This is a genomic window from Streptomyces sp. NPDC051976, assembly GCF_040680795.1.
In the GTDB taxonomy this organism is placed as follows: Bacteria; Actinomycetota; Actinomycetes; order Streptomycetales; family Streptomycetaceae; genus Actinacidiphila.
This window is the reverse complement of the sequence record NZ_JBFAXL010000002.1, coordinates 81,194-107,358: the sequence shown is the minus strand read 5'-3', so window position 1 is coordinate 107,358 and position 26,165 is coordinate 81,194. Positions and strand designations below refer to the sequence as shown.

The window sequence follows — 26,165 nt, the reverse complement described above, 5'->3', positions numbered from 1 at the left end:
ACCGTGGATTGACACCACGGCCCCTACAGTGCCGGTGTGTCCCATCCGATTGAGAGCGGTTCAGCCCCCGAAAGCCAGATACTCGTCGTCCCGCTGATGAGCGCGCTGCCCTCGCCGGACGGCGTGCCCGTACGCGAGGGGCAGACGCAACTGCAACTCAGACGGGTCTTGGCCGACGGCGGGGAACCGCGTCTGGTGCTGGTCGCGTTCAGCACCGTTGCCGGGCTCGTGCACGCCATGGGCGACGAGCAGCCCTGGGGTGCGATCCCGGCCGCGGCGCTCGATGAAGCGCTGCGGGGGTCCGGGGCGGAGGCCGTACTGGTGGATCCGGTGCTTGCCCGTGGGTGACTTCTCCGGGATCGACCCCGACGCGATGCAGCAGATGATCAAGTCATTCACCGGTGACGCGGCCGACCTCGCAGGGAGCGCGCAGTCCCTCAAGACCGCCTTCGGCTCGCTGGGGCTGGACACGGGGCCGCTCGACGAGCTGATCGGCATCAGCCGGTGGGCCGACGACCAGGCGCCGATGCTGCGCCGCAGGCAGGCGCTCGCCGCCGCGATGAGCCGGCCGGGCAGCGGCCCGCGGGAGATGGTGCAGGTACCCGAGCCGGTGCCCACCGTGAAGCAGGCGCAGGCAGACGGGACCAAGGCCGCGGCCGACGCGAACGCTGCGGAGAAACTGGCGGGCGGACCGGCGGGTGACGCCTTCCACCAGGTCGCGCTGGAGCTGGCCGCGCACAGGAACGACCCGGACTGGACCTCGGCCTTCTACGCCGGGCTCGATCCGAGACTGGCCGCGCAACTGCCGTCCGTGATCGCGGCGACGCGCAGCTCCACCGGCAAGGAGGACATGGCGACCTTCGCCGACGCCTTCAGGACCGCGATGCACGCCGCCAACCCGGCCCCCGGCTTCGACAAGGTGCTGGCCCTGTTCCAGGGACCCGTCCCCAAGGACGACCCGTCGGCGGTCTGGAACCGGGCGCTGATGCAGCAGGACGACCCGGACCTGTGGAGTATCGCCTGGGCCGACCTGGAGGACCTGTTCGTCCCCGAACACAGCTGGTCGACGGAGGGCGGCATCCTCCAGGGCGTTCTGGCCGGTCAGGCGCAGTACGCGAACCTGATCCGCGACCGCGCCGACCGGTTCGCCAAGGCCGCGGAGGCCCTGCACGAGTACCGGGTCAACAGCCCTGGCCTGACCACGGCCCAGCGCAACGCGATCAAGAAGCTCACCGGAAATCTGGGCCGTGCGTCGGCGGCCGATCTGCGGCAGGCGGAGGGAGTGCTGGCCAAGTTCAACCTCGGCGGCCTGTCGAAGCTCATGAACGCCTCGGTCACCGATGCCGCCAGTCCGCTGCTGCGCGGCGCGGCGTCTGACAGCGAGGTGCTCGGGAAGTTCCTGCGCGTCGGCGAGAAGGTGCCGGTGGTCGGCGCCGTACTCACCGTCGGCGGCACCTGGTGGGACATCAAGAACGGTACGGATCCGGATGTCGCCGTCACCGCCAACGTGGGGTCGCTGGCGATCGGCGCGGGCGCGGGCTGGGCGATGGAGGCCGCCACGATCGCGATCGCGGGCGGCCCGGTCGGCTGGGCCGCGGGGGCGGGGATCCTCGTCGCCGCGGGCGTCGGCTACGCGGCCTACCGTTTCCTGGAGAGCGACACGGGTCAGAAAATGATCAAGGGAACCGAGCACGCCGTCGAAGGCGCCGCCAAGGACATCGGGCACGCGGCCGAGAGCGTCGGACACTGGTTGGGGTTGTGATGGCGCGCAAAGTCAAGCGGCAGGACTGGACACCACCGCCCGGGCCCGAGCCCGAGACCGCTGCCTCGGCGTCTTCGGGCGGCCGGGGCCCGGCGCCGCTCGCCGCGCCGAAGCGGGGGCTGATCGCCGTGCTGCTGGTCTTCGGCGTCCTGTGCTTCGGGATGTTCTTCGCCTTCCGCTCCGACTGCGGCTCCACGGTCGACGCGCTGCGGGCGCACGGCACGCAGAAGGTGGCCTTCGTCGCGAGCGAGGGCACCAACCGCTACGGCGAGCACACCGATGTCGCGGTCTCCTTCGACGATGCCCAGGGCGCCCACCGGGAGAAGCTGTGCGTCCCCTCGGGCGGTTCGCTGCCGAAGGGGCTCGCCAAGGGGGCGGCGGTGGCTGTCCTCTACGACACCCGCCAGCCGTCCCGCGTGATGCTCGCCTCCCAGGTGGCCCACCCGCCCGGCTGGACCCTCCCCATGGTGCTCTCGCTCTCGGGCGGAATCCTCTTCCTCGGCCTGGGGGCGGCGGTCTTCGTCCGGCGCAGAATGGCGCTGCGCGGTGCGGGGGGCCTGCGGATCAGAGGCTGACGAGGCCGATCTGCTTGGCGCACAGGCGGGCCATGTCGTCGACGTCCGACGTCAGGACGACGACAGGCCCTCGCTGTCGAGAACCACCGTCTCGACGTGCTGGTTCACGCCTCGCGTGGGCGACGCCTCATCCGGCCGGTGTCCTCGGCCGGATGCCGGCCGAGGACACCGCATGGACCGGCGGTCCGCCCGTCAGGACGTGCTGCCCGCACCCGGCTGTACGGCGCCGACGGTCAGCAGGTTGACGTGGCCCGCGCAGGCCTGGGCGGTGGAGGCGAGGTAGAGCGGTGTGGTCTGGTTCGGCGGGTAGATCTGCAGGTAGGTCGCCGCCCTCGGCTGGCACTCGGTTGCCGGGAAGTTGCCCGCGTCCGCGATCTGCAGCGTCACATTGGCCTTGGCGCCGGGCGCCAGGGTGACCAGATGGCGAGGGGAGTCGGTGTTCCGCGTGGCGGCCAGGCCGATCTGGGTGACCGGGGTGCCGCCGGCGAGGGAGACACCGGGGTAGCCGTAGAGCGTGCAGGCGGTCGGGGAGATGTTCTTGAAGTCGATGACGGTGTAGGTGCTGCCGGCGGTGCCCTGCGTGCTCGCCACCTTCGCCTGCAGGGACCGGGTCGGGCACGCGCTGGTTCCGCTACCGGCGTGGCTCGCCTTGGTCGCCCCGGAGGTGGTGGTCCCCGCTGGGGCGCTCCCCGCCGTGCTGCCTGCCGTCGTGCTCGTGGCCGACGTGGTGGCCCCCTTGGCGGAGGTCGCGTCCGGTGCCGACGCGGCCGGGTCGTTCGGTCCGCAGCCCGTGGCCAGGACCGCGACGCAGGCCAGGGCCAGTACGGGCAGCATCCGCCGGGCTGCCGGTGGGGAGAACGTCATGGAGGTGCCGCCTTTCCGCTGATGCGGCCTGACGAGCCGCCTGCTCTCCAGGACGCAGCACCGCCCCACTCGGTTCGCCCGTATTCGTCCACGGCCGCGGCGACCCGGCGCCACCTCTCCCCTAGGCTCGGTCCATGCGACTGAGCACTGTGATTCTGCCGATCTACCGCTGGGCCGACGAAGGCCGGGAGGTGTGGCGGCGGGCCGAGGAGCTGGGTTTTCACGCCGCCTACACCTATGACCACCTGACGTGGCGGTCGTTCCGGGAGCGGACATGGTTCGGGGCGGTGCCGACGCTGACGGCGGCGGCGGGGGTCACGTCGCGGATGCGGCTCGGCACCCTGGTGACGTCGCCGAACTTCCGGCATCCGGTGACCTTGGCCAAGGATCTGATGACGCTCGACGATGTGAGCCAGGGGCGGGTGACGCTGGGGATCGGGGCGGGCGGGAGCGGGTTCGACGCGACGGCGCTGGGGCAGGAGGCGTGGTCGCCGCGGGAGCGGGCCGATCGGTTCGGGGAGTTCGTCGGGCTGCTCGACCGGCTGCTGAGCAGTGAGGCGGTGGCGTACGAGGGGGAGTTCTACTCCGCGGGGGATGTGCGGAACATCCCCGGGTGCGTGCAGCGGCCGCGGATCCCGTTCGCGGTGGCGGCGACCGGGCCGCGCGGGCTGAGGCTCACCGCGCGGCACGGGCAGGCGTGGGTGACCACCGGGGATCCGGCGCTGTACGAGACGGGGACGCCGCAGGAGTCGCTGGCCGCGGTGCGCGGGCAGGTGGAACGGCTGGGCGCCGCCTGCGCCGAGATCGGCCGGGACGTCGCCGATATGCCGAAGATCATGCTCACCGGCTTCACCCCGGACCAGGGGCACCCGCTGGACTCGGTGGACGCGTTCGTGGACTTCGCGGGCAAGCACGCGGAGGTGGGCATCGACGAGATGGTGATCCACTGGCCCATCGCCGGCACCGAGTTCGGCGCCGACCCGAAGGTCTTCGAGCGGATCGCCACCGAGGCGCTCGGCCAACTGGGCTGAGCGGCGAAGCCCCGGAGCGCCGCCGCGCGGCTCAGTCCGGAGCGCCGTCGGGGTCCCGCGGGCGGGCGGCGAGGGCGTCCATGCGGCGGGCGGCGACCTCCCGGGCGGTGGCGGCGGCGACGAACTCCGGGATCTGGCCGGGGCCGACCAGGTCGCGGACGGCGGTGACCGTGGCGGCGGGCAGCGGGACCGGAACCTCGGACGGCGGCGCGGTGGCGGGCGCGGGGCGGGGCGGGGCCGTGGGCAGCACCGCGTCGCCGAGGTGGCGGCGTACGTGCTCGGTGGCCAGCATCCGCATGGCGCGGGCCAGTTCGGCGTCGACCGTCTGCTGCGCCAGCGGGCGCAGCCGCCGGACCAGGGACGCCGCCTCGGCCGCCTCCTCGTCGGTGGGCGGGTGGTGCAGGAACCGCTCGAAGACGTACTCGGTGGTGAACTGCAGGAACCGCTCGGAGATGTGCTCGACCTGCACCCGCAGCTCCCGCAGGTGCCCGGTGATGGCGGGCAGCGGCACCCCGGCGGCGTGCAGCTCCGCGGCCACGGCCAGCTCCTGCGGGCTGGGCACCAGGAACTCGTCCTCGCTGCCCGCGACCGCCTCCAGGACCCCGAGCTGCAGCGCCTCCTCCACGGCTGTCAGGTCCGCCGTGCCGCCGAATGCCTCCATCAGCTCGGCGAGGCTGATCCGCGCGGGCGTCTCATCCGACCACGGCCGGTCCACCTCGCCGACCAGCCCGAGGACACCGCCCAGCCCGGTGCCCGCGTCCCACGCCGCCAGCAGCTCCTTGATGCTGGCCAGGGTGTAGCCGCGCTCCAGGAGGTCGGCGATCTGCCGCAACCGGGCCAGATGCGCGTCGTCGTACACATTGGCCCGGCCGCGCCGCTCCGGTTTCGGCAGCAGCCCGCGGTCGGTGTAGGCGCGGATGGTCCTGACCGTGGTCCCGCTCAGGTGGGAGAGGTCCTCGATCCGGTACGCGCGCTCGTCGGCGGCGGTGCTCAACGCTTCACTCCTCGGTCGTCACGAAGCCGCCGCGCGGCCGGGCGTCGTGGCGGCCCGGGCCGCCGGGGAGACGGCCAGGTACTCGACGGCCCTGCGCATCGAACCCTCCTGCGACGGATGGTACGACCGCCGAAGGTAGCGGGGCATCGCCGCGTTCAGCGAGGCCCAGGACGGCACCAGTCCGCGGCCCGCCGCGGCACGGTGGTCGCGCAGCCGGTAGACGCCCTTGGCCAGCCGCGGGTCGTGCCGCATCAGGTAGCGGGCGCCGACTATCCACAGATAGGTGAGCGTCGGCCAGGCGAACGCCATGCCCTCGGCGCGCCGCAGATAGCGGGGTATGCCGGTGCCGCCCACGTGCTGGTACATGTCGAAGGCGACCGCCCGGTGCTCGACCTCCTCGGCGCCGTGCCAGCGCAGCAGGTCCAGCATCACCTCGTCGGTGCCCGCGGCGTCGAGCGCGTCGGCGGCCAGGACCCAGTCGCCGAGCACCGCCGTGAAGTGCTCGATCGCCGCGATCAGGGAGAGCCGGAAGCGCAGCCACTCGCGGCGCGGTATCGGCACGCCCCACGGCGGCTTCTCGCCGAGCAGCACGTCGAACATCCACTCCACGTGCCTGGTGTAGCCGCTGGTGTCCAGATTCTGCTCGGCCAGGTGCTCCAGCACATAGGCGTGCTGGACGCTGTGGGTGGCCTCCTGGCCCATGAACCCCTTGACGTCCTTGAGGAGTTGCTCGTCGCTGACCAGCGGCAGCGCCTCCTTGAAGACCTTGACGAACCACCGCTCGCCCGCGGGCAGTAGCAGGTGCAGCACATTGATGACGTGCGTCGCGGTCGGCTCGTCCGGGATCCAGTGCAGCGGGGTGCGCTTCCAGTCGAACGTGACCCGGCGCGGCTTGATCGCGTAACCCATGGTGGTGCGTCCTCCTTCGGATGGTCGAAACGGTCGGGGTGGTCGGAACGGTCGGAACGGTCGGAGTGGTCGAAAGGGCTGAGACGGTCGAGAGGGTCCGGGCGGCCGGGCGGCCGGTGGGCCGTCCGGGGCGGGGTCACAGTGGCGGGTCGACGCGGGCGAAGGCCCGCAGCGCACCGGGGGACAGCCGGGACAGAAGCCGTGCGCCCCGGGCCTCGGGCGTGACGGGCACGACGGCGGTGTTGCGCTGCACGGCGTGCAGGATCGCGCGGGCGACCTTCTCCGGCGGGTAGTTGCGCAGTCCGTAGAGCCGGGCCGAGCGCGCCCTGCGCCGGTCCTGCTCCTCCTCGCTCACCCCGGCGAAGCGGGCGCTGCCGGTGATGGGCGTGTTGACGATGCCGGGGCAGATGGCGCTCACCCCGATGCCGTGCGGGGCCAGTTCGGCGCGCAGGCACTCGCTGAGCATCAGCACGGCCGCCTTGGAGGTGCTGTACGCGGGCAGCGCCCGGGAGGGCTGGAAGGCCGCGGCCGAGGCGGTGTTGACGATGTGGCCGCCCTGGCCGCGCTCCACCATCTGCCGGCCGAACAACCGGCAGCCGTGGATCACCCCCCACAAGTTGACGTCGAGCACCTGCTTCCAGTCCTCGGGTGTGGTGTCGAGGAAGGCGCCCGCCAGGCCGATGCCCGCGTTGTTCACCACCACGTCTGGGACGCCGTGGGTGTCGGCGGTACGCGCGGCGAGCTTCTCCATCGCCTCGCCGTCCGAGACGTCCACGGTCTCCGGCCAGGCGTCGGGGGCGCCGATCAGCCGGGACAGCTCCGCGGTGCGCGCGGCGCCCTCGGTGTCCCGATCGACGGCGATGACACGGGCGCCCGCCTCGGCGAAGGCGAAGGCGGTGGCCCGGCCGATGCCGCTGGCCGCCCCGGTGACCAGGACGAGCTGCCCGGCGAACCGCTGCCGGGCGCTGTCCCCTGCCTTCCCGAGCACGCCCGGCACCGCGGCGGCCGCCGTCCCTCCGGTGGCGCTCCCGGCCGGGCCGCCGCCGAACTCGTGGGCGGTGACGAAGTCCGTGATCCAGCGGGCCAGTTGGTCGGGCCGGGAGCGCGGCACCCAGTGCTTGGCGGGCAGGGTGCGCCGGGTGAGCCGCGGCACCCACTGCTCCAGGTCGTCGTAGAGCCGCTCGGACAGGAAGGCGTCACCGGTCGGGGTGATGAGCTGCACCGGCACATGGGCGTAGGCGTCGGGGCGCGGACTGCCCAGCCGCTGCCGGACGTTGTCGCGGTAGAGCCAGGCGCCGTGCGCCGCGTCCTCGGGCAGCGAGGCGGTCGGATAGCTGTCCGCGGGCAGCTTCTCCACCCGGGCCAGCAGCTTGGGCCACTGCTTGCCGAGCACGCCGCGCCAGGCCAGCTCGGGCAGGACGGGGGTGTGCAGCGCGTACACGTACCAGGACTTCGCGCCCTGGCCGATGACCTGGGCGGCCCGGCGCGGGGTGGGGCGGCGCACCCGGCGCCTGATCCAGTGGCCGAAGTGGTCGAGGCACGGGCCGGAGATCGAGGTGAAGGAGGCGATCCGGCCCTCGGTGCGGCCGACGGTCGCGAACTCCCAGCCCTGCACGGAACCCCAGTCGTGGCCGACCAGATGGACCGGCCGGTCGGGGCTGACCGCGTCGGCCACCGCGAGGAAGTCCTCGGTCAGCTTGTCCAGGGTGAAGCCGCCCTTGAGCGGGTCGGGGGCCGCGGACCTGCCGTGGCCGCGCACGTCGTAGAGCACCACGTGGTAGCGGTCGGCGAGCAGCCCGGCGACGTCGGACCAGACCTCCTTGCTGTCCGGGTAGCCGTGCAGCAGCAGTACGGTCGGCAGCGCGGTGTCCCCGTACTCGGCGACGCACAGCCGCACGCCGCCGGCACCCGTCACGAAGCGCTCCCGTGCCTGCTCCGGCCCGCTCATGCCGCCGCCTCCGACCCGCTCGCCGCGTCCGTGCCCGCCACCGCGCCCGCCCCCGCGTCGGTCTCCGCCTCCGACCACCGCCGCACATGGGGCAGTTCGTCGTCGAGCCAGTAGGCGTCGGTCTCCGTGACCACGAGGATCTCCTCGAACTTCGCTCCGGTGCCGCGGAATCCCAGGTGCGGTTCGACCGCCCACAGGCCGGGGTGCGGCGGATGGTCGGACATCCGGTACGGGCTCCACAGCGGGGACCAGCCCTCGCGGTGGCCGTGCAGGGCGTCGGACGCGAGGCCCTTGAGCGCCTGCGTGCCGAACCCGGCGACGCGCGGTGACCAGCGGCGGTCGCCGACCCGGTCGACCTTGTGGGCGATCACGCCGAAGGGATAGGCGCGGTGCCGGTTGGCGTACCCCTGACGGGACATCAGCCGGTCGACGTCCTGGTAGATCTCCCGCAGCGGCCGGCGCTCGCGCACCTCGTCCAGGATCAGCTCGCGGTGCTCGCGCAGGTCGGCCATCAGCCGCTCCTGCAGCGGGTTGGGGCCGAGCGCCCCCGAATACCCGATGTCGGCGGTGCAGCCTTCGTACGCCGGGGCCATGTCGAGGATGAACGGCATGCCCGGCTCGAGCCGGCGGCCGGTCGGGAAGAACTGCAGGGGCACCTTGAAGCCGGTGAACGCCGTACGGTCGCCGAACCAGGCGAAGGGCAGATGGAACCAGTCCCGCACGCCGTGCTCGCGCGCCCTGACCCGCATCGCGCGCGCCGCGTCCCGCTCGGTCATCCCGGGCCGCAGCTCCGCCGCGACCGCTTCCGCGATCGAGTACGCGAGCCGCTGCACCCTGCGGAAACCGTCCAGTCCGTCGTCCATGCCGCTCACCCCAGCCCCTACCGGACACCTCTGCCAAAGCTGACAGCAATCAATGTGACAGCGACTCGTGGCAGGGTCAAGGCCCCCCCCGTGCCGCCTGTGGAAAACCCCTGACCCCGACAGCCTTCATCCCTGCGGACCCCCGACCCCTACGGGAAGTCAGCCGAGAGGACTACAGGAATCCGGCACTCCGGACTGACGACCGGTGTGGTCTGCGCCACTAACTTCGAACACGTGACTGTGATCGCTACCGAAGGCCTGAGCAAGCGGTTCCCGAGGGTGACCGCTCTGGACCGGCTGACCGTCGACATCACCCCCGGTGTGACCGGGCTGGTGGGTGCGAACGGCGCCGGCAAATCGACCCTGATCAAGATCCTGCTGGGGCTCTCCCCGGCGACCGAGGGTCGTGCCGCGGTGCTCGGGCTCGACGTGGCCACGGACGGCGCGGAGATCCGCAGCCGCGTCGGCTACATGCCCGAGCACGACTGCCTGCCACCGGACGTGTCGGCGACCGAGTTCGTCGTGCACATGGCCCGGATGTCGGGGCTGCCGCCCACCGCCGCCCGCGAGCGCACCGCCGACACGCTGCGCCACGTCGGGCTCTACGAGGAGCGGTACCGCCCGATGGGCGGCTACTCGACGGGCATGAAGCAGCGCGTGAAACTCGCGCAGGCGCTGGTCCACGACCCGGCGCTGGTCCTCCTCGACGAGCCCACGAACGGCCTCGACCCGGCGGGCCGCGACGAGATGCTCGCCCTGATCCGCCGCGTCCACACCGACTTCGGCATCTCCGTGCTGGTCACCTCGCACCTGCTCGGCGAGCTGGAGCGGACCAGTGACCACGTGGTGGTGATCGACGGCGGCAAGCTGCTGCGGGCCTCCTCCACCAGCGACTTCACCCAGGCCACCGCCTCCCTCGCGGTCGAGGTCACCGACCGCGAGGGCGAGCTGCTGACCGCGCTGACCGGCGCGGGCCTCACCGCCCAGGCCAACGGCCATCTGCTGCTGGTCGACATCGCGGGCGACGAGACGTACGACACCGTCCGGGACGCGGTCGCCGGACTCGGGGTCGGCCTCGTCCGGATGGAGCAGCGCCGCCACCGCATCGCCGAACTCTTCATCGACGACGAGGACGCCGACCGGGCCGCGGCCGACCACGCCGCCGACCGTGCGGCCGCCCGCGCCGCCGACCAGGACCGCACCGAAGGCAAGGAGGGAGAAGACCGTGACGCAGCCTGACACGGTGGCGGCCACCGCCCCCGGACCCGCCGCATCCACCGCGCCCGATGTCATCCACAACATCGGCTACCGCAAGTACACCGGCCCGCGCCTCGGCCGCGGCTACGCCCGGATCTCCCTGTTCTCGCAGAGCCTGCGCGGCGCCTACGGGCTGGGCCGCAGCGCCAAGTCCAAGGTGCTGCCGATGATCCTGCTGGCCGCGATGTGCGCACCCGCGCTGATCATGGTGGCGGTCGCGGTCTTCACCCACATGACGAAGCTGCCGGTGGAGTACACGCGGTACGCGATCATCATGCAGGCCGTCATCACCCTGTTCGTGGCGTCCCAGGCGCCCCAGTCGGTCTCCCGCGACCTGCGGTTCAAGACCACCCCGCTGTACTTCTCGCGGCCCATCGAACGGATCGACTACGTGGCCGCCAAGTACGCGGCGCTCACGGTGGCGCTGTTCCTGCTGACCGCGGTGCCACTGCTCATCCTCTACATCGGCGCGCTGCTGGCGAAGCTCAGCTTCACCACCCAGACCGCCGGGTTTGCGAAGGGTCTGGTGTCCGTCACTCTTCTGTCGCTGCTCTTCGCGGGAATCGGCCTGGTCATCGCCTCGGTCACCCCGCGGCGCGGCTTCGGCGTCGCCGCGATCATCGCGACGTTCGTCATCACCTACGCCGCGGTGTCCAGCGTCCAGGCGGTCGCCGACAGCCAGGAGAAGTTCCACGTCATCGGGTGGTTGGGCGTCTTCTCGCCGATCTCGCTGATCGACGGCTTCCAGAGCTGGTTCCTGGGCGCGACCTCCGCCTTCCCGCACGCCTCGGGACCGCCCGACGCGCTTGCCGGTCTGGTCTACCTGCTGGTGATCCTCGCACTCATCGGCGGCAGCTTCGGACTGCTGATGCGCCGCTACCGGAAGGTCGGCCTGTCATGACGACGATCAGCATCGACAACGTCTCGCGCTGGTTCGGCAACGTGGTGGCGGTCAACGACATCACCATGACGATCGGCCCCGGCGTGACGGGCCTGCTCGGCCCCAATGGTGCGGGAAAATCCACGCTCATCAATATGATGGCGGGTTTCCTGGCCCCCTCGAACGGCGCGGTCACCCTCGACGGCACGCCCATCTGGCGCAACCAGGAGGCGTACCGCGAGATCGGCATCGTCCCCGAGCGCGAGGCGATGTACGACTTCCTCACCGCACGCGAGTTCGTGGTGGCCAACGCCGAGCTGCACGGGCTGGCCGACCCGGCCGCCGCCGCCCAGCGGGCGCTGGCCACCGTCGAGATGGAGTACGCGCAGGACCGGCGGATCGACACGTACAGCAAGGGCATGCGGCAGCGCGCGAAGATGGCGTCCGCGCTGGTCCACGAACCGTCCGTGCTGCTGCTCGACGAGCCGTTCAACGGCATGGACCCGCGGCAGCGGCTGCACCTGATGGACCTGCTGCGGCGGATGGGCGCCGACGGCCGGACCGTGCTGTTCTCCTCGCACATCCTGGAGGAGGTCGAGCAGCTCGCCCACCACATCGAGGTCGTGGTGGCCGGACGGCACGCCGCTTCCGGCGACTTCCGCAAGATCCGCCGCCTGATGACCGACCGGCCGCACCGCTACCTGGTGCGGTCCAGCGACGACCGCCGGCTGGCGTCGGCGCTGATCGCGCACGGCTCCACCGCCGCGATCGAGCTGGACAAGGCGGAGAAGGCGCTGCGCATCCAGGCGGTCGACTTCGCCGGGTTCACCGAATACCTGCCCCGGATCGCCCGCGACCACGGCATCCGGCTCTTCACCGTCTCGCCGTCCGACGAGTCCCTGGAGAGCGTCTTCTCCTACCTGGTCACGGCGTAAGGAGCCGACCGACATGCCTGCCACCCACGCCACCACCGCCGCCGCGACCACCACCTCGGCGCCACCCGTACGGCCGCCGGCCGCCACCGGTCCCGTCCTGTTCCACCCCACCGTGGCCCGGCTCACCTATCGGGCGCTGCTCGGCCGCCGCCGCGCCCTGCTGCTCTTCGCGCTGCCGCTGCTCCTGCTGATCATCGTCAGCGCGGTCCGCGCCCTCACCGGCGCCGACGACGACACCGCCAACCACCTGCTCCAGGGCTTCGCGCTCGGCTCCATGGTGCCGCTGATCGGCGTCATCGCCGGGACCGGCGCGATCGGCCCGGAGATCGACGACGGCGCCATCGTCTATCTGCTGGCCAAGCCGATCAGACGCTCGACGATCATCTTCACCAAACTCCTGGTCGCCATAGGCGTCACCGCCGCCTTCTCGGCGATCCCCGTACTGATCGCCGGATACATCCTCAACGGCAACGGGCTGAACATGGCGGTGGCGTACGGGGTCGCCGCGGCCGTCGCCTCCCTCACCTACGCGGCGATCTTCCTGATGCTCGGGGTGATCACCCGGCACGCGGTCGTCGCGGGCCTGGTCTACGCCCTGGTGTGGGAGTCGGTGATCGGAAACGTGGTGCCGGGCGCCAGGACGCTCAGCGTCCAGCAGTGGGCGCTGGCCATAGCCCAGAAGATCAGCGACGGTGGCGTGGTCACCTCCGAGGTGGCGCTGCCCACCGCGGTGGTGCTCCTGGTGCTGGTCACGACCGCGGCCACCGGATTCGCCGTCCACAAGCTGCGCACGCTCAAGCTCGCCGGGGAGGAGTGACGGCGCGCTGAACCGGGGGTGTGAGCACGGTGGAGGACCCCACTCAGCGCACCCACAGAGTGTCGGTTAAGACTGGTGTCGATGGCCCAGGACACCTCCGACACCAGCGCCCAGGTTCCGCCCGAGCCGCAGATCCCGGCCTGGTGGGCACACGAGCGCCGCCGCGTCACCCTTGGGGACGCGCGGCGCTCCGTCGCGGCGTGGATACGCTCGTCCCCCGGTACGCACATATGGCTGCTGGTGCTGGCCATCACCACCGGCATCGTGGCCGTGGTCTCGCCGCACGCCCGGTCGTATCTGCTGCACCATGTGAGCACCAACCTCGTGGAACTGCGCCACCACCCGTTGCGTGTGCTCTTCGCGAGCGCCCTGTGGATAGAGACACCGTCGGGTTTCGCGCTCTACGCCGTCCTCTACGAGCTGGTGCACGCCCCGGCCGAGCGCTGGCTGGGCACCTGGCGGTGGCTGGTGGTCGCCGCCACCGCGCACATAGGCGCCACCCTGGTCAGCCAGAAGGCGGTGCTGTTCGGCATCCACGACGAGCGGCTGCCGCGTTCGCTGGCGCACACCGTGGACATCGGGGTGAGCTACGGCCTCGCGGGCGTCATCGGGGTGCTGGCGTACCGCGTGCCGCGCCCCTGGCGCTGGGGGTACATCGCCGGGGTGCTGGCGTTCTTCACCCACCGGGTGGCCACCGACGGCACGTTCACCGACCTGGGCCATCTCACCGCCGTGCTGATCGGCCTGGCCTGCTTCCCGATCACTCCCCGGAACCCCAGGAACCCCAGGACCCCCCGGACTCCCTGACGACCGTCAGAAGGGGCCGAAGAGGCGTTCCAGCACCACCGCGATGCCGTCCTCGTCGTTCGACGCGGTGACCTCGTCGGCGACCTGCTTGAGGTCGGGGTGGGCGTTGGCCATCGCCACGCCGTACGCGGCCCAGGCGAACATCGGCAGGTCGTTGGGCATGTCGCCGAAGGCGATCGTGTCGGCGGCCTTCACGCCCAGACGGCGGGCGGCCAGGGAGAGGCCGGTCGCCTTGGTGAGGCCGAGGGGCAGCAGTTCGACGATGCCCTCGCCCGCCATGGTGACGCCCACGAGGTCGCCGGCCACGCGCTGGGCGGCCTGGGCCAGCCGGTCGTCGTCCAGGCCCGGATGCTGCACATAGAGCTTGTTGATCGGCGCCGACCACAGCTCGGCGGGGTCGTTCATCACGGTGACGGGCAGCTCGGGGTGGTACCTGTACCCCTCGCCGACCAGCACGTCGCCGGAGAGCCCGTCCCTGCTGGCGGCCAGGAAGAGCGGCCCGATCTCGGCCTCTATCTTGGCCAGCGCGAGCCCGGCGAGCTGCCGGTCGAGGGTGACCGAGGTGAGCAGCCGGTGCGTGCCCGCGTCGTAGATCTGCGCGCCCTGGCCGCAGACGGCGAGGCCGTCGTAGCCGAGGTCGTCCAGGATGTGCCGGGTCCAGGGCACCGAGCGGCCGGTAACGATGATGTGCGCCGCGCCCGCCGCGGTGACCGCGGCGAGCGCGTCACGCGACGCCTGGGAGACGGTGTTGTCGCCGCGCAGCAGCGTGCCGTCCAGGTCGGTGGCGACCAGACGGTACGGCAGCCGCGCGGCGGACGACGAGGCCGCGCCGGGTGCGGACGAAGCGCCGGGTCCCGTACTCACTTGGAGACGGGTTCCAGCAGCTCCCGGCCGCCCAGGTACGGGCGCAGGACCTCCGGCACCCGGACCGAGCCGTCGGCCTGCTGGTGGTTCTCCAGGAGCGCCACGATGGTCCTCGGCACGGCGCACAGGGTGCCGTTGAGCGTCGCCAGCGGGCGGGTGCCGTTCTCGTCGCGCATCCGGACCGACAGCCGACGGGACTGGAACTCGGTGGTGTTCGACGTCGAGGTCAGCTCGCGGTACTTGCCCTGGGTCGGGATCCACGCCTCGCAGTCGAACTTGCGCGACGCGGAGGACCCCAGGTCGCCCGAGGCCAGCTCGATCACCTGGAAGGGGAGTTCGAGGGCGGTCAGCCACTGCTTCTCCCAGGCCAGCAGCCGCTGGTGCTCGGCCTCCGCGTCCTCCGGCGTGGTGTAGACGAACATCTCCACCTTGTCGAACTGGTGGACCCGGATGATGCCGCGGGTGTCCTTGCCGTACGAGCCCGCCTCGCGCCGGTAGCAGGGGGAGAAGCCCGCGTAGCGCAGCGGCAGCTTGCCCGCGTCGATGATCTCGTCCATGTGGTACGCGGCGAGCGGCACCTCGGAGGTGCCGACCAGGTAGAGGTCGTCCTTCTCCAGGTAGTAGACGTCGTCCTCGACCTGGCCGAGGTAGCCGGTGCCCGCCATGGCGGCGGGCTTGACCAGGGTCGGGGTGAGGACGGGGGTGAAGCCCGCCGCGGTGGCCTGCGCGATGGCCGCGTTGACCAGGGCGAGCTCCAGCAGCGCGCCGACACCGGTCAGGTAGTAGAAGCGCGAACCCGACACCTTGGCGCCGCGGTCGACGTCGATGGCGCCGAGCAGCTCGCCCAGCTCCAGGTGGTCCCGGGGCGTGAAGCCGTCCGCCGCGAAGTCGCGCGGGGTGCCGTGCTGCTCCAGGACGACGAAGTCCTCCTCGCCGCCGATCGGCGCGTCGGGGTGGACCAGGTTGCCCAGCTGCAGGAGCAGCCGCTGGGCCTCCTCCGCGGCGGCGTGCTGGTCGGCGTCGGCGGCCTTGACCGCGGCGGCCAGCTCGCCGGTCCGCTTGAGCAGTTCGGCCTTCTCGTCGCCCTGCGCCTTCGGGATCAGCTTGCCGAGCTGCTTCTGCTCGGCCCGCAGCTCGTCGAAGCGGGTACTGGAGGACCGGCGCCGCTCGTCGGCGGCGAGGAGGGAGTCGACGAGCGCGACGTCCTCTCCACGGGCGCGCTGGGACGCGCGCACACGGTCGGGGTCCTCACGAAGCAGGCGAAGGTCAATCACGGCTACAGGCTACCGGGGAGCGGGCATCGGCCGCGACAACATTAGGGCCTTTATGAGTGCTATGTCCGCTTCGGGGGAAAAGCGAGTCAAATCCAATAAAGAGGGAATTGGTGAGCCGTCCACCGCATTCACCCCTTCCCTCCCCCGGGTCATCCCGCCTGTGGAGAACCGGAGTTGATCACGGTCGGGTATCCCGCCCGGCGGAAAGTTATCCACAGGCTGCTGGGGATAGCCATTCTTTGTCCACAGGGTGTGGGGAAGATCTGTGGAGAAGGAGGAAGATCGTTTTCCGGGGTCGGCGCTCGGCTATGGATTCCCCAACCAAACCCGTCCCACACTCACTTTCGAGTGAGAAGTGTTCCCTCGGGAGAGTTGGCGGGGGGAATTGGGGTGACGAGGGGTGAGCTGCGTCACCATGGGCGGAGGTGGCGCCTGTGTACGGATTTGTCGACTAGGTCGGATTGCCGTGTCGACTTGTCCCCAGTTACCCACAGGCTGCGGCGCACCCCTGTGGATAACTTTCCGGGAGTCTCAGGCCCGGCCGTCCAGCGCGCGGTTCAGCCAGTCGGACGCGGTGGTGAACTCCTCGTCCGTCGCCCCCCTGGCCACCCGCGCCGGGACCTCGTCGGCCCGCGGATAGGACCCGAGGAACCGTACGTTCAGACAGCGCCGCCGCAGCCCCATCAGCGTCTCGCCCACGCGGCGGTCGGTGAGGTGGCCCTCGGCGTCCACCGAGAAGCAGTACTGGCCCAGGCCCTGCCCGGTCGGGCGGGACTCGATCCGCATCAGGTTCACCCCGCGGATCGCGAACTCCTGCAGCAGGTCGAGCAGCGCGCCGGGGTGGTCGTCGCGCAGCCAGAACACCGCCGACGTCTTGTCCGCGCCGGTCGGCGACGCCAGCCGGGCCGGCCGCCCGACCAGGACGAAGCGGGTGGTGGCGTTCTGCGCGTCGTGGATGTCGGTGGCCAGCGCCTCCAGACCGTACGTCGGCGCCGCGAACTCGCCCGCGAAGGCGCCGTCGAAGCGGCCCTCCTGCACCAGCCGGGCGCCGTCGGCGTTGGACGCGGCCGACTCCCACAGCGCGTCCGGCAGGTTCCCGGCCAGCCAGTTCCGCACCTGGACCTGCGCGGCCGGGTGCCCGGTGACCGTCTTCACGTCCGCCAGCGCGGTGCCGGGGCGCACCAGCAGCGCGAACGCGATCGGCAGCAGCACCTCGCGGTAGATCATCAGCGGCTCGCCGAAGGCCAGCTCGTCCAGGGTGGCGGTGATCCCGCCCTCCACCGAGTTCTCGATCGGCACCAGCGCGCCGCCCGCGGAGCCGTTGCGCACCGCGTCCAGCGCCGCGGGCACCGACACCATCGGCACCAGCTCACGCGTGGCGGCCTCGGGCAGCGTGCGCAGCGCGGCCTCCGTGAAGGTGCCTTCGGGACCGAGATAGGTGTAACGGCTCGCTGACGACATGCGTTCAGCCTAATGGCCCCCGGCGCCCGCCCGGCCGCTCTTGGCCGGGATCACCGGCGCCCGGACCCCGCCCGGCCGCCCCGGCCGTCCGTCAGCCCTCCAGCAGCCGCTGCCCCACGTACTCGCCGGGACCGCAGCCGCCCGGCACCGCGAACAGCGCGCTGGCCTCGTGCCGCAGGAAGCGGGAGAGGCCGTCGGCGCCGTCGAGCTTGCGCTGCACCGGGACGAAGCCGCGCAGCGGATCGGCCTGCCAGGCGACGAAGAGCAGCCCGGCGTCCGGGGCGCCGTCGGTGCCGATGCCGTCGTGGTACGAGAACGCCCGCCGCAGCATGGCCGCGCCGCCGTTGGAGGCCGCGGCCGCCACCCGTACGTGTGCGTCGCCCGCGATGGCGAGCGCGCCGTCGGGGCCGATCTTTCCCAGGTCGACCGGGGTGGTCTCGGTGCCGCCGGACAGCGGCGCCCCGTCGGACTTGCGGCGGCCGATCACCTTCTCCTGGCGGGCCACGGACAGCCGGTCCCAGGAGTCCAGCAGCATCCGGATCCGCCGCACGACGGCGTACGACCCGCCCGCCATCCATTGCGGCGTCCCCGCGGACGGCACGAAGACCTTCCGCGCGAAGTCCGGCTCCGACGGCTTGGGGTTGTTGGTGCCGTCGATCTGGCCCATCAGATTGCGCCCGGTCATCGGCCGCGCGGTGGCGCCAGGGGTGCGGTTGAAGCCGTTCATCTGCCAGCGGACGGCAGCCGCGCTCCCGGCCGCCTTCTGGATCACCCGCAGCGCGTGGAAGGCCACCAGGGCGTCGTCGGCGCCGATCTGCACCCACAGATCGCCGTTGCTGCGCCGGGTGTCGAGGTGGTCGGCGGGGAAGTCGGGCAGCGGCGCGAGCGCCTCGGGCAGGTGGGCGGTCAGTCCTGTGCGGCTGAAGAAGGTGCGGCCGAAGCCGAAGGTGACGGTGAGGGAGGAGGGCCCCGCGTCGTCCGCGACCTGGTCGTCGTAAGCCGCCGGCGTGGTGGGCGAACCCGTGCCTGTCATCGCGCGGGCCGCGTCCGACCAGCGGCGCAGCAGCGCGGCGGCCGTCCTGCGGTCGGCGCCGGGCGCCAGGTCGAAGGCGACGAGATGGCCGCGCGCCTGCGCCGGTTCGACGATCCCCGCTTGGTGCCTGCCCTCGAACGGGACACGCGACGAGCCCACGGTGGTCAGCGCCACGGGTGCGTCGCGCGCCGCCAGGGCGCCACCCGCCCCCGCCGCACCGCCGACGACCAGCCCCGCGGCCCCGGCGGCGCCCGCGGTGGACAGCAGCCGCCGCCGGGAGAAGGCCCCGGGGGCGCCGCTCCCGGCGTCCGTTTCGGCGTCACCCATGGCGTCCCGTTCGGCGTCACCTATGGCGCCGCCTTCCGCGCCGCCCGCCGTGGTGGTCTCTGTCCTGTCGCTGCGGCTGCTCACGGCACCTGCACGTTCCTCGTCAGCGTCACCTCGTCGATGTCGGAGGTGCGTACGGTCAGGGAGATCTGCCAGGTGCCCGGCAGCGGGAGCTGGACGTTCTGGGCGATCCAGTGCCCGGCGACGAACCGCTTCAGCGGCACCTGGATCGGCCCGAGCTTCTTGGCGGGAAGGGTGAACGCCAGGCGCACCTCGGGCACCTCGACCGCGACGCCCGTGGGCCCGGTGAGGATCACGTGCACCACGTTGGGCGTGCCGGTGCGGCCCGGGTCCATCGAGAAGGCGGCGCTGCCCTTGCCGTTCTGGCCACCGGTGTCGTACGGGATGGTGACGCCGTTGTCGACCGAGTCGGTGCCGCCCGGCGTGGACGCGGCGGGCGCGTCGGCCAGTCCCTTCTGCTCCTCGGCGGCCCGCCCCGGCTGGGTGCCGGTGAGCATGGTGGTGACGGTCAGCAGGACCACCGCCACACCCACCTCGGCGAGCACCGAGCGGCGCAGCCTGTTGCGCCCGGGATCCGCGTCGCGCTGCTTCTTCGCCTCCGCGGCGCTCCTGGCGGCCTGCTGCCGCCGCAACTGCGCGGCGCGTCCGGGGTCGAGGTCGTCCGGCGCCCCGTTCGCCGCACCCTTGGTGCCGGATTTCGCCGCCGGCCCCGCACCGGCCTTCTCCGCACCCTTGGTGCCGGATCTCGGGCCGCCCTTTGCCGCCGCGGCAGCCTTCACCTGGGTCCTCGCCTCGGCCTTCGCGGTGTCCTTCGCCGTGTCCCTCGCGGTGTCCTTGGCCTCGGCCCTGGCCGCGGGCACCGTCCCCAGCTCCCGGGTCCAGCGCCGCGAGAACCACGCCACGCACACCAGGGTGCACACCAGGCCGATCTTGATCAGCAGCAGCCGCCCGTAGTGGGTGTCGGTGAAGGCGTGCCAGGTGCCCACCTGGCGCCACGCCTGGTAGGTGCCCGTGCAGATCAGGGTGGTGACGGCGGTCAGCGCGATGGCGGAGAAGCGGCGTACGGCGAAGGGCTCGACCGCACCCGCGGTGGAGGGTGTGCTGAGCGCGGTGAGCAGGGTGATCAGACCGCCGAGCCAGACCGCCATGGACAGCAGGTGGACCACGTCGAGCGGCATCGCGAGCTGGTGCTGGATGCCGACGGAGGCGTGCTCGGCCATCGCCCAGGTGGCGGCGATACCGGTGGCCACGACGGTGCCGCCGATGCCGAGTCCCCAGGCGAGGTCGGCGCGTTCGGCCGGGTCCTCGCGTTTGGCGTAGCTGCCGAAGAGCACGGCGAGGAAGACGGCCGCCGCGGCGAGCAGCAGCAGCCGGGACAGCAGTGCGGCGCCCGGTCTGGTCTCCAGCATCGACCGCATGACGCCCAGGTCGAAGGCGTCGCCGAGGCCGCTGCCGTTGACGTACGGGCCGCGCAGCATCAGCAGCGCGATGGTGGAGCCGACCAGGGTGGCCCAGCCTCCGGCGGCCAGCCGCTGCATGGGGCGCAGCAGGGCGCCGCGCGGCCAGCACACGGACAGGAAGACGCAGCTGCCGATCAGCAGCGCGAACCCGGCGTAGGCGAAGTAGCGGGCGACGCCGTAGAGCGTGCCCGCCACTCCGCCGCCGACGGCGGCCTCGCTCGACAGGTCGACGGTCGTCTTCGAGGGCGCGCCCACCGAGAAGGTGAACGCCCCGGCGACCGGGTGGCTGTCCTGCGACACCGCCTTCCAGGCCACGGTGTACGTGCCGTTCCCCAGCCCCGGGCGCAGCGTGACGGTGGCCGTGGAGCCGGAGTCCTGGCCACTGGCGTGCTGCGCCTGGTCACTGGCCACATCGGCGCCGCGCGGGTCGAGCACCCGCAGCGAGTCGGCGGAGAGCAGCACCCCTTCGGAGAAGGTGAGCAGCACCCGCTGCGGCGCCGTCTGCACCACCGAGCCCCCTACGGGGTCGGTACGGATCAGCGCGGCGTGCGCGGACGCGGGCGTGGCGGTGCCCAGCACCAGGGCGGCCAGCGCGCCGAGGGCGACCGCCAGCGCGGCGAGCCGCCGGACGGCGCCCCGCGGAGCGCGGGGAGTGGGTACGTACGACCGTGTGTTCATCGGTGCATCAGCCCCCGGGTCGGTATGTCGTCGGGCGCACGGGCACGGTGACCGTCACCGTGGCAGGTGTGGCGTGGGTGAAGTGGAGAGTGAGCGTCACCTTGTCACCCACGGCGGGTCTGCGGGTGAGGTTCTCCAGCATCAGATGGTCGGCGCCCAGGCCGAGCGCGAGGCTGCCCCCGGCCGGGACGGGCAGCGACATGACCTGGCGCATGGTGGTGCCGACGGTGGTGTGCAGGGTGACGTGCGCGGCCAGCGGCGTGGTCACCGACGTCAGTTCCGCGGCGCCGCCACCGGTGTTGCGGACCGTGAGGTACGCGGCGGCCATGTCGGTGAGCAGCGGCTGCGGTATGTAGCCGTCGGACACCGCGAGCCGCGCGGGCGACCCGCCGCCCGACCCCGACCCGGCGGCCGAGGAGGACGCGCTGCCGAGCCCCACCACCGCGGCGACCGCGACGGCCGCGCCGCCCGCGACCGCCCCGACGACGGCGCCGGTGAGCTTGCGGCGCCGGGTCACGGGGCCTCGCTCCTGATGATCTTGGGCAGGTCCGCCGCGTACTGCTCGGCGGTGGTGCCCGACATGTAGAGCACGTGCCCCTTGTCGTCCTTGGGCCAGAACGCCAGGACCTCGGCGCCGTGGGTGACGGTGATGCTGCCGTCCTTCTCCTTGACCGGCTTGTCGATCCCGATGCCGAGCGAGCGCGCGGCGTTCTGGATGGTCTCGAACTTGCCGGTCAGCCCGATGAACGACTTGTCCATCGCGCCCAGCCACTGGGTGAGCCGGGCGGGAGTGTCGCGGTCGGGGTCGGTGCTGACGAAGACGATCCGCAGCGCGGCCTGGTCGGCCTGGGACAGCTTGGCCTTGGCCAGCGCCAGGTCGCTCATGGTGGTGGGGCAGACGTCGGGGCAGTGCGTGTAGCCGAAGAAGATCAGCGTGGGGTGGCCCGCGGTCTGCTTCACCAGGTCGAACGGCTTGCCGTGGTTGTCGGTGAGCACGAGGGCGGGCTTGGTGAACGGCGTGTCGAGCAGCGTGCCGGCCTTCTGCGTGCCGTTGGACACGGCCGCCACATCGGCGTCGGCGCCGCTGCCGGCGTTGCCGGACGAGCCGCTGGACGAGCCGCAGCCGGTCAGCGCGAGGGCGCCCGCCGCGGCGAGCGCGACCGACCCGGTCCTGAAGGCGGTACGGCGCGTGCGGGAGGCGGAGGTGGTGCGGGTGGTGCGGGTGGTACGCATGACAGTGGTCCCCAGAGTGCGGTGTCGGTGTGCCGGGCGGCCGCGCGCGGTGACGCGGTCGGCCGCCCGGCGGGACGGGTCAGGGGTCGGGCCCCGGACCTGATCCCGGACCTGAAGCCCGACCTGACGTCGGACCTGAAGCCGGATCAGGCGGACGGGGTGCGGCGGCGCCCGGCGAACACGCCGAACGCGACACCTACCGCGCCCACGAGGATGCCGACGACGCCCAGCACCCGGGCGGTGTCGTCACTGCCGCCGCCGCTGTCACCGGACGCGGTGTCCTGCTTCCCCGACGCCTTGGTGTCGGCCGCGGAACCGGGAGCCGCCGTGCCCGGGGTGGTCGAGCCGCCGCTGGACGAGGCGGCCGTCAGCGTCAGCTTGGGCGCCGGGTTCTCCGGCTCCGCGGCGCCCGCCTGCGGCACCTCGATCCAGCGGACGACCTGGCCGTTGTCGTATGTCTGCAGCGTCTTGAACACCAGCGAGTCGGCGTTGTCGGGCAGCGGGCCGAGCGAGACGGGGAACTGCTGGAACTGCCCCGGGGCGATCTTCCCGCCCGACCAGACGATCTTCGTGACCGCCTCGTTGACCGTGCCGTCGTCCGTCTTCAGCGGCGTGGTGAGCTTCGCCGTGGTGACCTTCGCGGTCCAGCCGGGGACGGGCTGGAGGGAGACCGACGCGATCGGGTGGTCGGCGGGCAGATTGACCTCGATCTTGATCGTGGACGCGCTGTCCTGCTCGTTGGGGACCTTGAAGGCGACGGTGCTGTAGCTGCCCTTGGCGGCGCTGGCGGGCTGCACGGTGACATGGGCGAAGGCGGGCACGGCCGCCAGCAGGACGGTGGCTCCGGCGAACGCGGCGACGGTCGCGGCGCGGCCGCGGATACGTGAGCTGCTCATGGCAGGGGTTCTCCACAGAGGAAGTGAGGTGGGCGTGGACGCGTACGGGCGGGCCCGCGCGCCGTCGGCTCATCCCCGGCCGCCGCTCCCGTCGGGAGCGTGGCACGTGCGGAGAACGAGGCGTCGCGTCAGGCCGCGCCGAAGGCCATCGGCGGGCCGCGCCTGGCCATCGCGTGCCGCAGCAGCCACACCGTACGGTGCCTGGCCGCCGTCGCCCCTGAGGTGCAGCGGGTCCGCAGCCGTGCGGCCGCCGTCCCGGCCGCCTGCGCGGCGAGCGCCGACAGCAGGGCGTGCGCCCGGTGCAGTACGGCGGGTGAGAGCACCGCCAACTCGGCCGCGCCGCGCACCGACAGCCGTATCAGCCGCCACAGCGCGGCCTCACCGCGGCGCAGTATCCAGCCCGCCACCACGGCGGCGAGCAGGTGGGCGAGGACCATCCGCGACGAGCACAGCGGCAGCGCACTCAGGGTGTGCGCGACGCCGCCCCACGGGGTGGTGCCGCCGCCCATGCCGTGCATGCCGTCCATGCCCGCGGTCCCGGCCGGGTGCGTGCTGAGCGCGGCGGGGTCGAGTCCCGCGCCGCGCACTATCGAGGCGGCCCTGCCCGGGGTGAGGGGCAGCGCCTGGCTGTGGCAGAGCAGCCGGGCGGCGACCGCCATCAGGGAGTCGGAGCCTGTGCCGGTCCCGGTGGTCCCGGAGGCGCCGGGCGAGGACGGCAGGGTGGCACACGCCTGGCCCGCGCCGAAGACGGTGTGCAGCGCGAGTTGTCCGGCGGCCAGGGCGGCGGCGATGCCCGGCAGGGAGCGTTCCCGCCCGGCCAGCGGGGCCACCACCGCGAAGACCGCGAGCCAGCCGAAGACCAGTGACCACACCGGGACCGTACGACCCGAGGCCGCCGTGTGGCCTGCCGCGGCCAGCACGACGCAGACCGCGGTGAACACCGCGGCCCTCAGCAGTCGCATTCCGGCGCCCGCGCGCACGGAGGAGGCGGCGCCCCCGGAGGCAGTCATGTCGGCGGTCATCCTCTCACCGCGCGCACGGCGCCGGTAAGGCGGGTGCCCGGCTCGCGGGGGTGTGCGCCGGTCGTCCCCTTACACCCGTACGCCGGGGGTCCACATCCGCCGAATGAGCGGTATCACGTCAACACCACGCTTACGGGACGCCCTTCGTGGCAATACGTAACCTTATGTCGAGCCGCAGCCAGGAGGCTGGAGCATGAGCATCTGGTGGTCTCTCCATTTGCGGCGCGAGGCCGCGAGCGTTCCGCTGGCCAGACGGCTGCTGCTGGGGACGATGGAGACCGCCGGGGTGGACCCCGACATCTCCTTCGACCTCTCGGTGGCGCTCACCGAGGCTTGCGCGAACGCCGTGGAACACGCCGGATCAGCCACGGAGTACAGCGTCACCGCCAGGATCGAGGGTGACCGCTGCAGGATCGAGGTGGCCGACGCCGGGCCGGGTTTCCCCCGCGACCGCTTCCGTCACCCGGCCCGGCCGCTGACCCATCGGGGTCAGCAGTCCGAGCACGGGCGCGGACTCATCCTCATCGAAGCCCTCGTGGACCATGTCCACTTCCAGAACCGGCCGGGCCACGGCACGGTCGTCTCGTTCGACAAGGTACTCAAATGGCGTGACGGCGCTCTGCTGAAAGCGTCGTAGCCGGTCCGGTCGACTCCCAGGGGTCAGGCCCTGAGCGCCGCCATCCACGCCTCGACCTTGTCGGAGCGGCGCGGCAGCGCGGCCGACAGGTTCCGGTTGCCGTCGGCGGTGACGAGGATGTCGTCCTCGATCCGGACGCCGATGCCGCGGTACTCCTCCGGCACCGACAGGTCGTCCGCCTGGAAGTACAGTCCGGGCTCCACGGTCAGCACCATGCCGGGCTCCAGGGTGCAGTCCACGTAGGACTCGGTCCGCGCGTGGGCGCAGTCGTGCACGTCGAGGCCGAGCATGTGGCCGGTGCCGTGCAGGGTCCAGCGGCGCTGCAGGGCCAGTTCCAGCACCCGCTCGGCCGGGCCCTCTACCAGCCCCCACTCGACCAGCTTCTCGGCCAGCACGCGCTGCGACGCCTCGTGGAAGTCGCGGTAGGCGGCGCCCGGCTTGACCGCGTCGATACCCGCCTGCTGCGACTCGTACACCGCGTCGTAGATCTTGCGCTGGAGCGGGGTGAAGCGGCCGTTGATCGGCAGGGTGCGGGTGACGTCCGCGGTGTAGAGGGACCGGGTCTCCACGCCCGCGTCGAGCAGCAGCAGTTCGCCGGAGCGGACCGCGCCGTCGTTGCGCACCCAGTGCAGGGTGGTGGCGTGCGGGCCCGCGGCGCAGATGGAGCCGTAGCCGACGTCGTTGCCCTCGACCCGGGCGCGCAGGAAGAACGTGCCCTCGATCCAGCGCTCGGAGGTCGCCTCGGCCTTGTCCAAGGTGCGGACGACGTCCTCGAAGCCGCGAGTGGTCGAGTCGCACGCCTGCTGCAGCTCGGCGATCTCGAACTCGTCCTTGACCAGTCGCAGTTCCGACAGGAACACGGTCAGCTCGGCGTCCCGCTCCGCGGTCACCTTGTCGGTGAGCGCGGCCTCGATACCGGCGTCGTGGCCGCGGACCACGCGGACCGGTCCGGTCGCCTCGCGCAGGGTGTCGGCGGCCGTGCGGAGGTCCTTGCAGGGGAGCCCGAGCAGCGTCTCGGCCTCCGTCAGGCTGTTGCGGCGGCCGACCCACAGCTCGCCCTGGCCGTCCAGCCAGAACTCGCCGTTGTCCCGTGCCGAGCGCGGCAGCAGGTACACCGCCGCCTCGTGCCCCGACTCCGCCGTCGGCTCCAGTACGAGGACGGCGTCCTGCGTCTGGTCGCCGGTCAGGTGCACGTACTCGGTCGCGGGCCTGAACGGGTAGTCGGTGTCGTTGGACCGGGGGCGCAGATTGCCGGCGGGGACCACGATCCGCTCGCCGGGGAAGCGCGCCGAGAGCGCCGCGCGGCGGGCGGCGGCGTATCCGGCCTGCGGGATCGGCTCGAGACCCGACAGCTCGGTGTCGGCCCAGTCGGACTTCATCGAGGCCGCCAACTCGTCGGAAACCGCCGGGTAGAGCCGGTTCTTCCGCTCCTTGATGGGTGCGTCCTGGCTCTCGGGTGTCTCAGGGGTCTCCTGGTCGACCAGCTTGTCCTGGGCGTCGGCCACGTCCTGCCTCCTCGCGATAGACCTCCGGCCATCGTAAGTGCGCAGGCAAGGGGCCCCGCGCGGGTGGTGCGGGCGGGGGCGGCCGGCGGGGTGCCGGGCGGCGGGTGCGGGG

25 protein-coding genes are annotated in these 26,165 nt (G+C 72.3%); 10 read left to right on the top strand and 15 right to left on the bottom strand.

Translation table 11 applies throughout. The features are described from left to right. Nucleotides 1-36: 36 nt before the first annotated feature. Genes AB0M29_RS02825 through AB0M29_RS02815 form a run of 3 tightly spaced genes read left to right on the top strand, consistent with a single transcriptional unit; the run spans nucleotide 37 to nucleotide 2,337 of the window. Nucleotides 37-348 carry an SAV_915 family protein gene (locus tag AB0M29_RS02825; RefSeq protein ID WP_365377929.1) on the top strand — a complete coding sequence of 104 codons (312 nt, stop codon included), beginning with the start codon at nucleotides 37-39 and terminating at the stop codon, nucleotides 346-348. Next, nucleotides 341-1,762 carry a hypothetical protein gene (locus tag AB0M29_RS02820; RefSeq protein ID WP_365377926.1) on the top strand — a complete coding sequence of 474 codons (1,422 nt, stop codon included), beginning with the start codon at nucleotides 341-343 and terminating at the stop codon, nucleotides 1,760-1,762. The genes AB0M29_RS02825 and AB0M29_RS02820 overlap by 8 nt, the downstream gene beginning before the upstream one ends. Next, nucleotides 1,762-2,337 (top strand): DUF3592 domain-containing protein, encoded by a 576-nt coding sequence (locus tag AB0M29_RS02815; protein ID WP_365377923.1) that lies wholly within the window; start codon nucleotides 1,762-1,764, stop codon nucleotides 2,335-2,337. Before AB0M29_RS02820 ends, AB0M29_RS02815 begins: the two co-directional genes overlap by 1 nt. 192 nt (nucleotides 2,338-2,529) lie before the next feature. Here the strand turns inward: AB0M29_RS02815 and AB0M29_RS02810 are convergent, their stop codons facing one another. Beyond that, on the bottom strand, nucleotides 2,530-3,201 hold the full coding sequence (locus tag AB0M29_RS02810; protein WP_365377920.1) for a DUF4232 domain-containing protein: 672 nt from the start codon (nucleotides 3,199-3,201) through the stop codon (nucleotides 2,530-2,532). Between the two features lie 134 nt (nucleotides 3,202-3,335). Here AB0M29_RS02810 and AB0M29_RS02805 point away from each other — a divergent pair, with 134 nt between their 5' ends. Continuing rightward, nucleotides 3,336-4,232: an LLM class flavin-dependent oxidoreductase gene (locus AB0M29_RS02805; RefSeq protein ID WP_365377917.1), complete on the top strand. Its 897-nt coding sequence runs from the start codon at nucleotides 3,336-3,338 to the stop codon at nucleotides 4,230-4,232. Nucleotides 4,233-4,263: 31 nt separating this feature from the next. Here AB0M29_RS02805 and AB0M29_RS02800 read toward each other — a convergent pair whose 3' ends face one another. The 4 genes from AB0M29_RS02800 to AB0M29_RS02785 all read right to left on the bottom strand — a co-directional run bounded on the left by AB0M29_RS02800 (nucleotide 4,264) and on the right by AB0M29_RS02785 (nucleotide 8,946). Then, nucleotides 4,264-5,226, bottom strand: coding sequence for a MerR family transcriptional regulator (locus AB0M29_RS02800; protein WP_365377914.1), 963 nt, complete (start codon nucleotides 5,224-5,226; stop codon nucleotides 4,264-4,266). A gap of 18 nt (nucleotides 5,227-5,244) precedes the next feature. Beyond that, complete coding sequence (locus tag AB0M29_RS02795) at nucleotides 5,245-6,135, bottom strand: metal-dependent hydrolase (protein ID WP_365377911.1); 891 nt, start codon at nucleotides 6,133-6,135, stop codon at nucleotides 5,245-5,247. A gap of 136 nt (nucleotides 6,136-6,271) precedes the next feature. Further along, complete coding sequence (locus AB0M29_RS02790; protein ID WP_365377908.1) at nucleotides 6,272-8,083, bottom strand: SDR family oxidoreductase; 1,812 nt, start codon at nucleotides 8,081-8,083, stop codon at nucleotides 6,272-6,274. Next, on the bottom strand, nucleotides 8,080-8,946 hold the full coding sequence (locus tag AB0M29_RS02785; protein WP_365377906.1) for a M24 family metallopeptidase: 867 nt from the start codon (nucleotides 8,944-8,946) through the stop codon (nucleotides 8,080-8,082). The genes AB0M29_RS02790 and AB0M29_RS02785 overlap by 4 nt, the downstream gene beginning before the upstream one ends. Before the next feature lie 207 nt (nucleotides 8,947-9,153). On the opposite strand from AB0M29_RS02785, the gene AB0M29_RS02780 reads away from it, so the two are divergent. The 5 genes from AB0M29_RS02780 to AB0M29_RS02760 all read left to right on the top strand — a co-directional run bounded on the left by AB0M29_RS02780 (nucleotide 9,154) and on the right by AB0M29_RS02760 (nucleotide 13,642). Then, nucleotides 9,154-10,185, top strand: a complete 1,032-nt coding sequence (locus tag AB0M29_RS02780) for an ABC transporter ATP-binding protein (RefSeq protein ID WP_365377904.1) — start codon at nucleotides 9,154-9,156, stop codon at nucleotides 10,183-10,185. A 4-nt stretch (nucleotides 10,186-10,189) separates the two neighbouring features. Beyond that, complete coding sequence (locus AB0M29_RS02775) at nucleotides 10,190-11,104, top strand: ABC transporter permease (RefSeq protein WP_365378574.1); 915 nt, start codon at nucleotides 10,190-10,192, stop codon at nucleotides 11,102-11,104. Then, nucleotides 11,101-12,018 carry an ABC transporter ATP-binding protein gene (locus AB0M29_RS02770; RefSeq protein WP_365377901.1) on the top strand — a complete coding sequence of 306 codons (918 nt, stop codon included), beginning with the start codon at nucleotides 11,101-11,103 and terminating at the stop codon, nucleotides 12,016-12,018. The genes AB0M29_RS02775 and AB0M29_RS02770 overlap by 4 nt, the downstream gene beginning before the upstream one ends. A gap of 13 nt (nucleotides 12,019-12,031) precedes the next feature. Beyond that, nucleotides 12,032-12,835, top strand: a complete 804-nt coding sequence (locus AB0M29_RS02765) for an ABC transporter permease subunit (protein WP_365377898.1) — start codon at nucleotides 12,032-12,034, stop codon at nucleotides 12,833-12,835. A gap of 81 nt (nucleotides 12,836-12,916) precedes the next feature. Next, nucleotides 12,917-13,642, top strand: a complete 726-nt coding sequence (locus AB0M29_RS02760) for a rhomboid-like protein (RefSeq protein ID WP_365377896.1) — start codon at nucleotides 12,917-12,919, stop codon at nucleotides 13,640-13,642. A gap of 6 nt (nucleotides 13,643-13,648) precedes the next feature. Here AB0M29_RS02760 and AB0M29_RS02755 read toward each other — a convergent pair whose 3' ends face one another. The 9 genes from AB0M29_RS02755 to AB0M29_RS02715 all read right to left on the bottom strand — a co-directional run bounded on the left by AB0M29_RS02755 (nucleotide 13,649) and on the right by AB0M29_RS02715 (nucleotide 23,899). Next, nucleotides 13,649-14,446: an HAD family hydrolase gene (locus tag AB0M29_RS02755; protein WP_365378571.1), complete on the bottom strand. Its 798-nt coding sequence runs from the start codon at nucleotides 14,444-14,446 to the stop codon at nucleotides 13,649-13,651. A 56-nt stretch (nucleotides 14,447-14,502) separates the two neighbouring features. Further along, nucleotides 14,503-15,780 carry a serine--tRNA ligase gene (gene serS, locus AB0M29_RS02750; RefSeq protein WP_365377893.1) on the bottom strand — a complete coding sequence of 426 codons (1,278 nt, stop codon included), beginning with the start codon at nucleotides 15,778-15,780 and terminating at the stop codon, nucleotides 14,503-14,505. Between the two features lie 531 nt (nucleotides 15,781-16,311). Continuing rightward, on the bottom strand, nucleotides 16,312-17,241 hold the full coding sequence (gene pheA / locus AB0M29_RS02745; RefSeq protein ID WP_365377891.1) for a prephenate dehydratase: 930 nt from the start codon (nucleotides 17,239-17,241) through the stop codon (nucleotides 16,312-16,314). A gap of 91 nt (nucleotides 17,242-17,332) precedes the next feature. Continuing rightward, nucleotides 17,333-18,601, bottom strand: a complete 1,269-nt coding sequence (efeB, locus tag AB0M29_RS02740; RefSeq protein ID WP_365378568.1) for an iron uptake transporter deferrochelatase/peroxidase subunit — start codon at nucleotides 18,599-18,601, stop codon at nucleotides 17,333-17,335. A gap of 80 nt (nucleotides 18,602-18,681) precedes the next feature. Beyond that, complete coding sequence (locus AB0M29_RS02735) at nucleotides 18,682-20,760, bottom strand: copper resistance protein CopC (protein ID WP_365377888.1); 2,079 nt, start codon at nucleotides 20,758-20,760, stop codon at nucleotides 18,682-18,684. Between the two features lie 7 nt (nucleotides 20,761-20,767). Further along, nucleotides 20,768-21,277, bottom strand: coding sequence for a copper chaperone PCu(A)C (locus AB0M29_RS02730; RefSeq protein ID WP_365377885.1), 510 nt, complete (start codon nucleotides 21,275-21,277; stop codon nucleotides 20,768-20,770). After that, nucleotides 21,274-21,993 carry an SCO family protein gene (locus AB0M29_RS02725; protein ID WP_365377883.1) on the bottom strand — a complete coding sequence of 240 codons (720 nt, stop codon included), beginning with the start codon at nucleotides 21,991-21,993 and terminating at the stop codon, nucleotides 21,274-21,276. Before AB0M29_RS02725 ends, AB0M29_RS02730 begins: the two co-directional genes overlap by 4 nt. 146 nt (nucleotides 21,994-22,139) lie before the next feature. Further along, on the bottom strand, nucleotides 22,140-22,889 hold the full coding sequence (locus tag AB0M29_RS02720; RefSeq protein WP_365377881.1) for a YcnI family protein: 750 nt from the start codon (nucleotides 22,887-22,889) through the stop codon (nucleotides 22,140-22,142). 128 nt (nucleotides 22,890-23,017) lie between these two features. Beyond that, on the bottom strand, nucleotides 23,018-23,899 hold the full coding sequence (locus AB0M29_RS02715) for a hypothetical protein (RefSeq protein WP_365377879.1): 882 nt from the start codon (nucleotides 23,897-23,899) through the stop codon (nucleotides 23,018-23,020). A 205-nt stretch (nucleotides 23,900-24,104) separates the two neighbouring features. Here AB0M29_RS02715 and AB0M29_RS02710 point away from each other — a divergent pair, with 205 nt between their 5' ends. Next, on the top strand, nucleotides 24,105-24,548 hold the full coding sequence (locus AB0M29_RS02710; protein WP_365377876.1) for an ATP-binding protein: 444 nt from the start codon (nucleotides 24,105-24,107) through the stop codon (nucleotides 24,546-24,548). A 23-nt stretch (nucleotides 24,549-24,571) separates the two neighbouring features. Here the strand turns inward: AB0M29_RS02710 and AB0M29_RS02705 are convergent, their stop codons facing one another. After that, complete coding sequence (locus AB0M29_RS02705; RefSeq protein ID WP_365378565.1) at nucleotides 24,572-26,032, bottom strand: aminopeptidase P family protein; 1,461 nt, start codon at nucleotides 26,030-26,032, stop codon at nucleotides 24,572-24,574. Nucleotides 26,033-26,165: the final 133 nt, after the last annotated feature.

Excerpts from the sequence above, each read along its gene's own strand:
- AB0M29_RS02815 (WP_365377923.1), top strand. The coding sequence starts at position 1,762 with ATGGCGCGCAAAGTCAAGCGGCAGGACTGGACACCACCGCCCGGGCCC.
- AB0M29_RS02810 (WP_365377920.1), bottom strand. The coding sequence starts at position 3,201 with ATGACGTTCTCCCCACCGGCAGCCCGGCGGATGCTGCCCGTACTGGCC.
- AB0M29_RS02805 (WP_365377917.1), top strand. The coding sequence starts at position 3,336 with ATGCGACTGAGCACTGTGATTCTGCCGATCTACCGCTGGGCCGACGAA.
- AB0M29_RS02795 (WP_365377911.1), bottom strand. The coding sequence starts at position 6,135 with ATGGGTTACGCGATCAAGCCGCGCCGGGTCACGTTCGACTGGAAGCGC.
- AB0M29_RS02790 (WP_365377908.1), bottom strand. The coding sequence starts at position 8,083 with ATGAGCGGGCCGGAGCAGGCACGGGAGCGCTTCGTGACGGGTGCCGGC.
- AB0M29_RS02785 (WP_365377906.1), bottom strand. The coding sequence starts at position 8,946 with ATGGACGACGGACTGGACGGTTTCCGCAGGGTGCAGCGGCTCGCGTAC.
- AB0M29_RS02770 (WP_365377901.1), top strand. The coding sequence starts at position 11,101 with ATGACGACGATCAGCATCGACAACGTCTCGCGCTGGTTCGGCAACGTG.
- AB0M29_RS02765 (WP_365377898.1), top strand. The coding sequence starts at position 12,032 with ATGCCTGCCACCCACGCCACCACCGCCGCCGCGACCACCACCTCGGCG.
- AB0M29_RS02760 (WP_365377896.1), top strand. The coding sequence starts at position 12,917 with ATGGCCCAGGACACCTCCGACACCAGCGCCCAGGTTCCGCCCGAGCCG.
- pheA (WP_365377891.1), bottom strand. The coding sequence starts at position 17,241 with ATGTCGTCAGCGAGCCGTTACACCTATCTCGGTCCCGAAGGCACCTTC.
- efeB (WP_365378568.1), bottom strand. The coding sequence starts at position 18,601 with ATGGGTGACGCCGAAACGGACGCCGGGAGCGGCGCCCCCGGGGCCTTC.
- AB0M29_RS02735 (WP_365377888.1), bottom strand. The coding sequence starts at position 20,760 with ATGAACACACGGTCGTACGTACCCACTCCCCGCGCTCCGCGGGGCGCC.
- AB0M29_RS02725 (WP_365377883.1), bottom strand. The coding sequence starts at position 21,993 with ATGCGTACCACCCGCACCACCCGCACCACCTCCGCCTCCCGCACGCGC.
- AB0M29_RS02720 (WP_365377881.1), bottom strand. The coding sequence starts at position 22,889 with ATGAGCAGCTCACGTATCCGCGGCCGCGCCGCGACCGTCGCCGCGTTC.
- AB0M29_RS02715 (WP_365377879.1), bottom strand. The coding sequence starts at position 23,899 with ATGACTGCCTCCGGGGGCGCCGCCTCCTCCGTGCGCGCGGGCGCCGGA.
- AB0M29_RS02710 (WP_365377876.1), top strand. The coding sequence starts at position 24,105 with ATGAGCATCTGGTGGTCTCTCCATTTGCGGCGCGAGGCCGCGAGCGTT.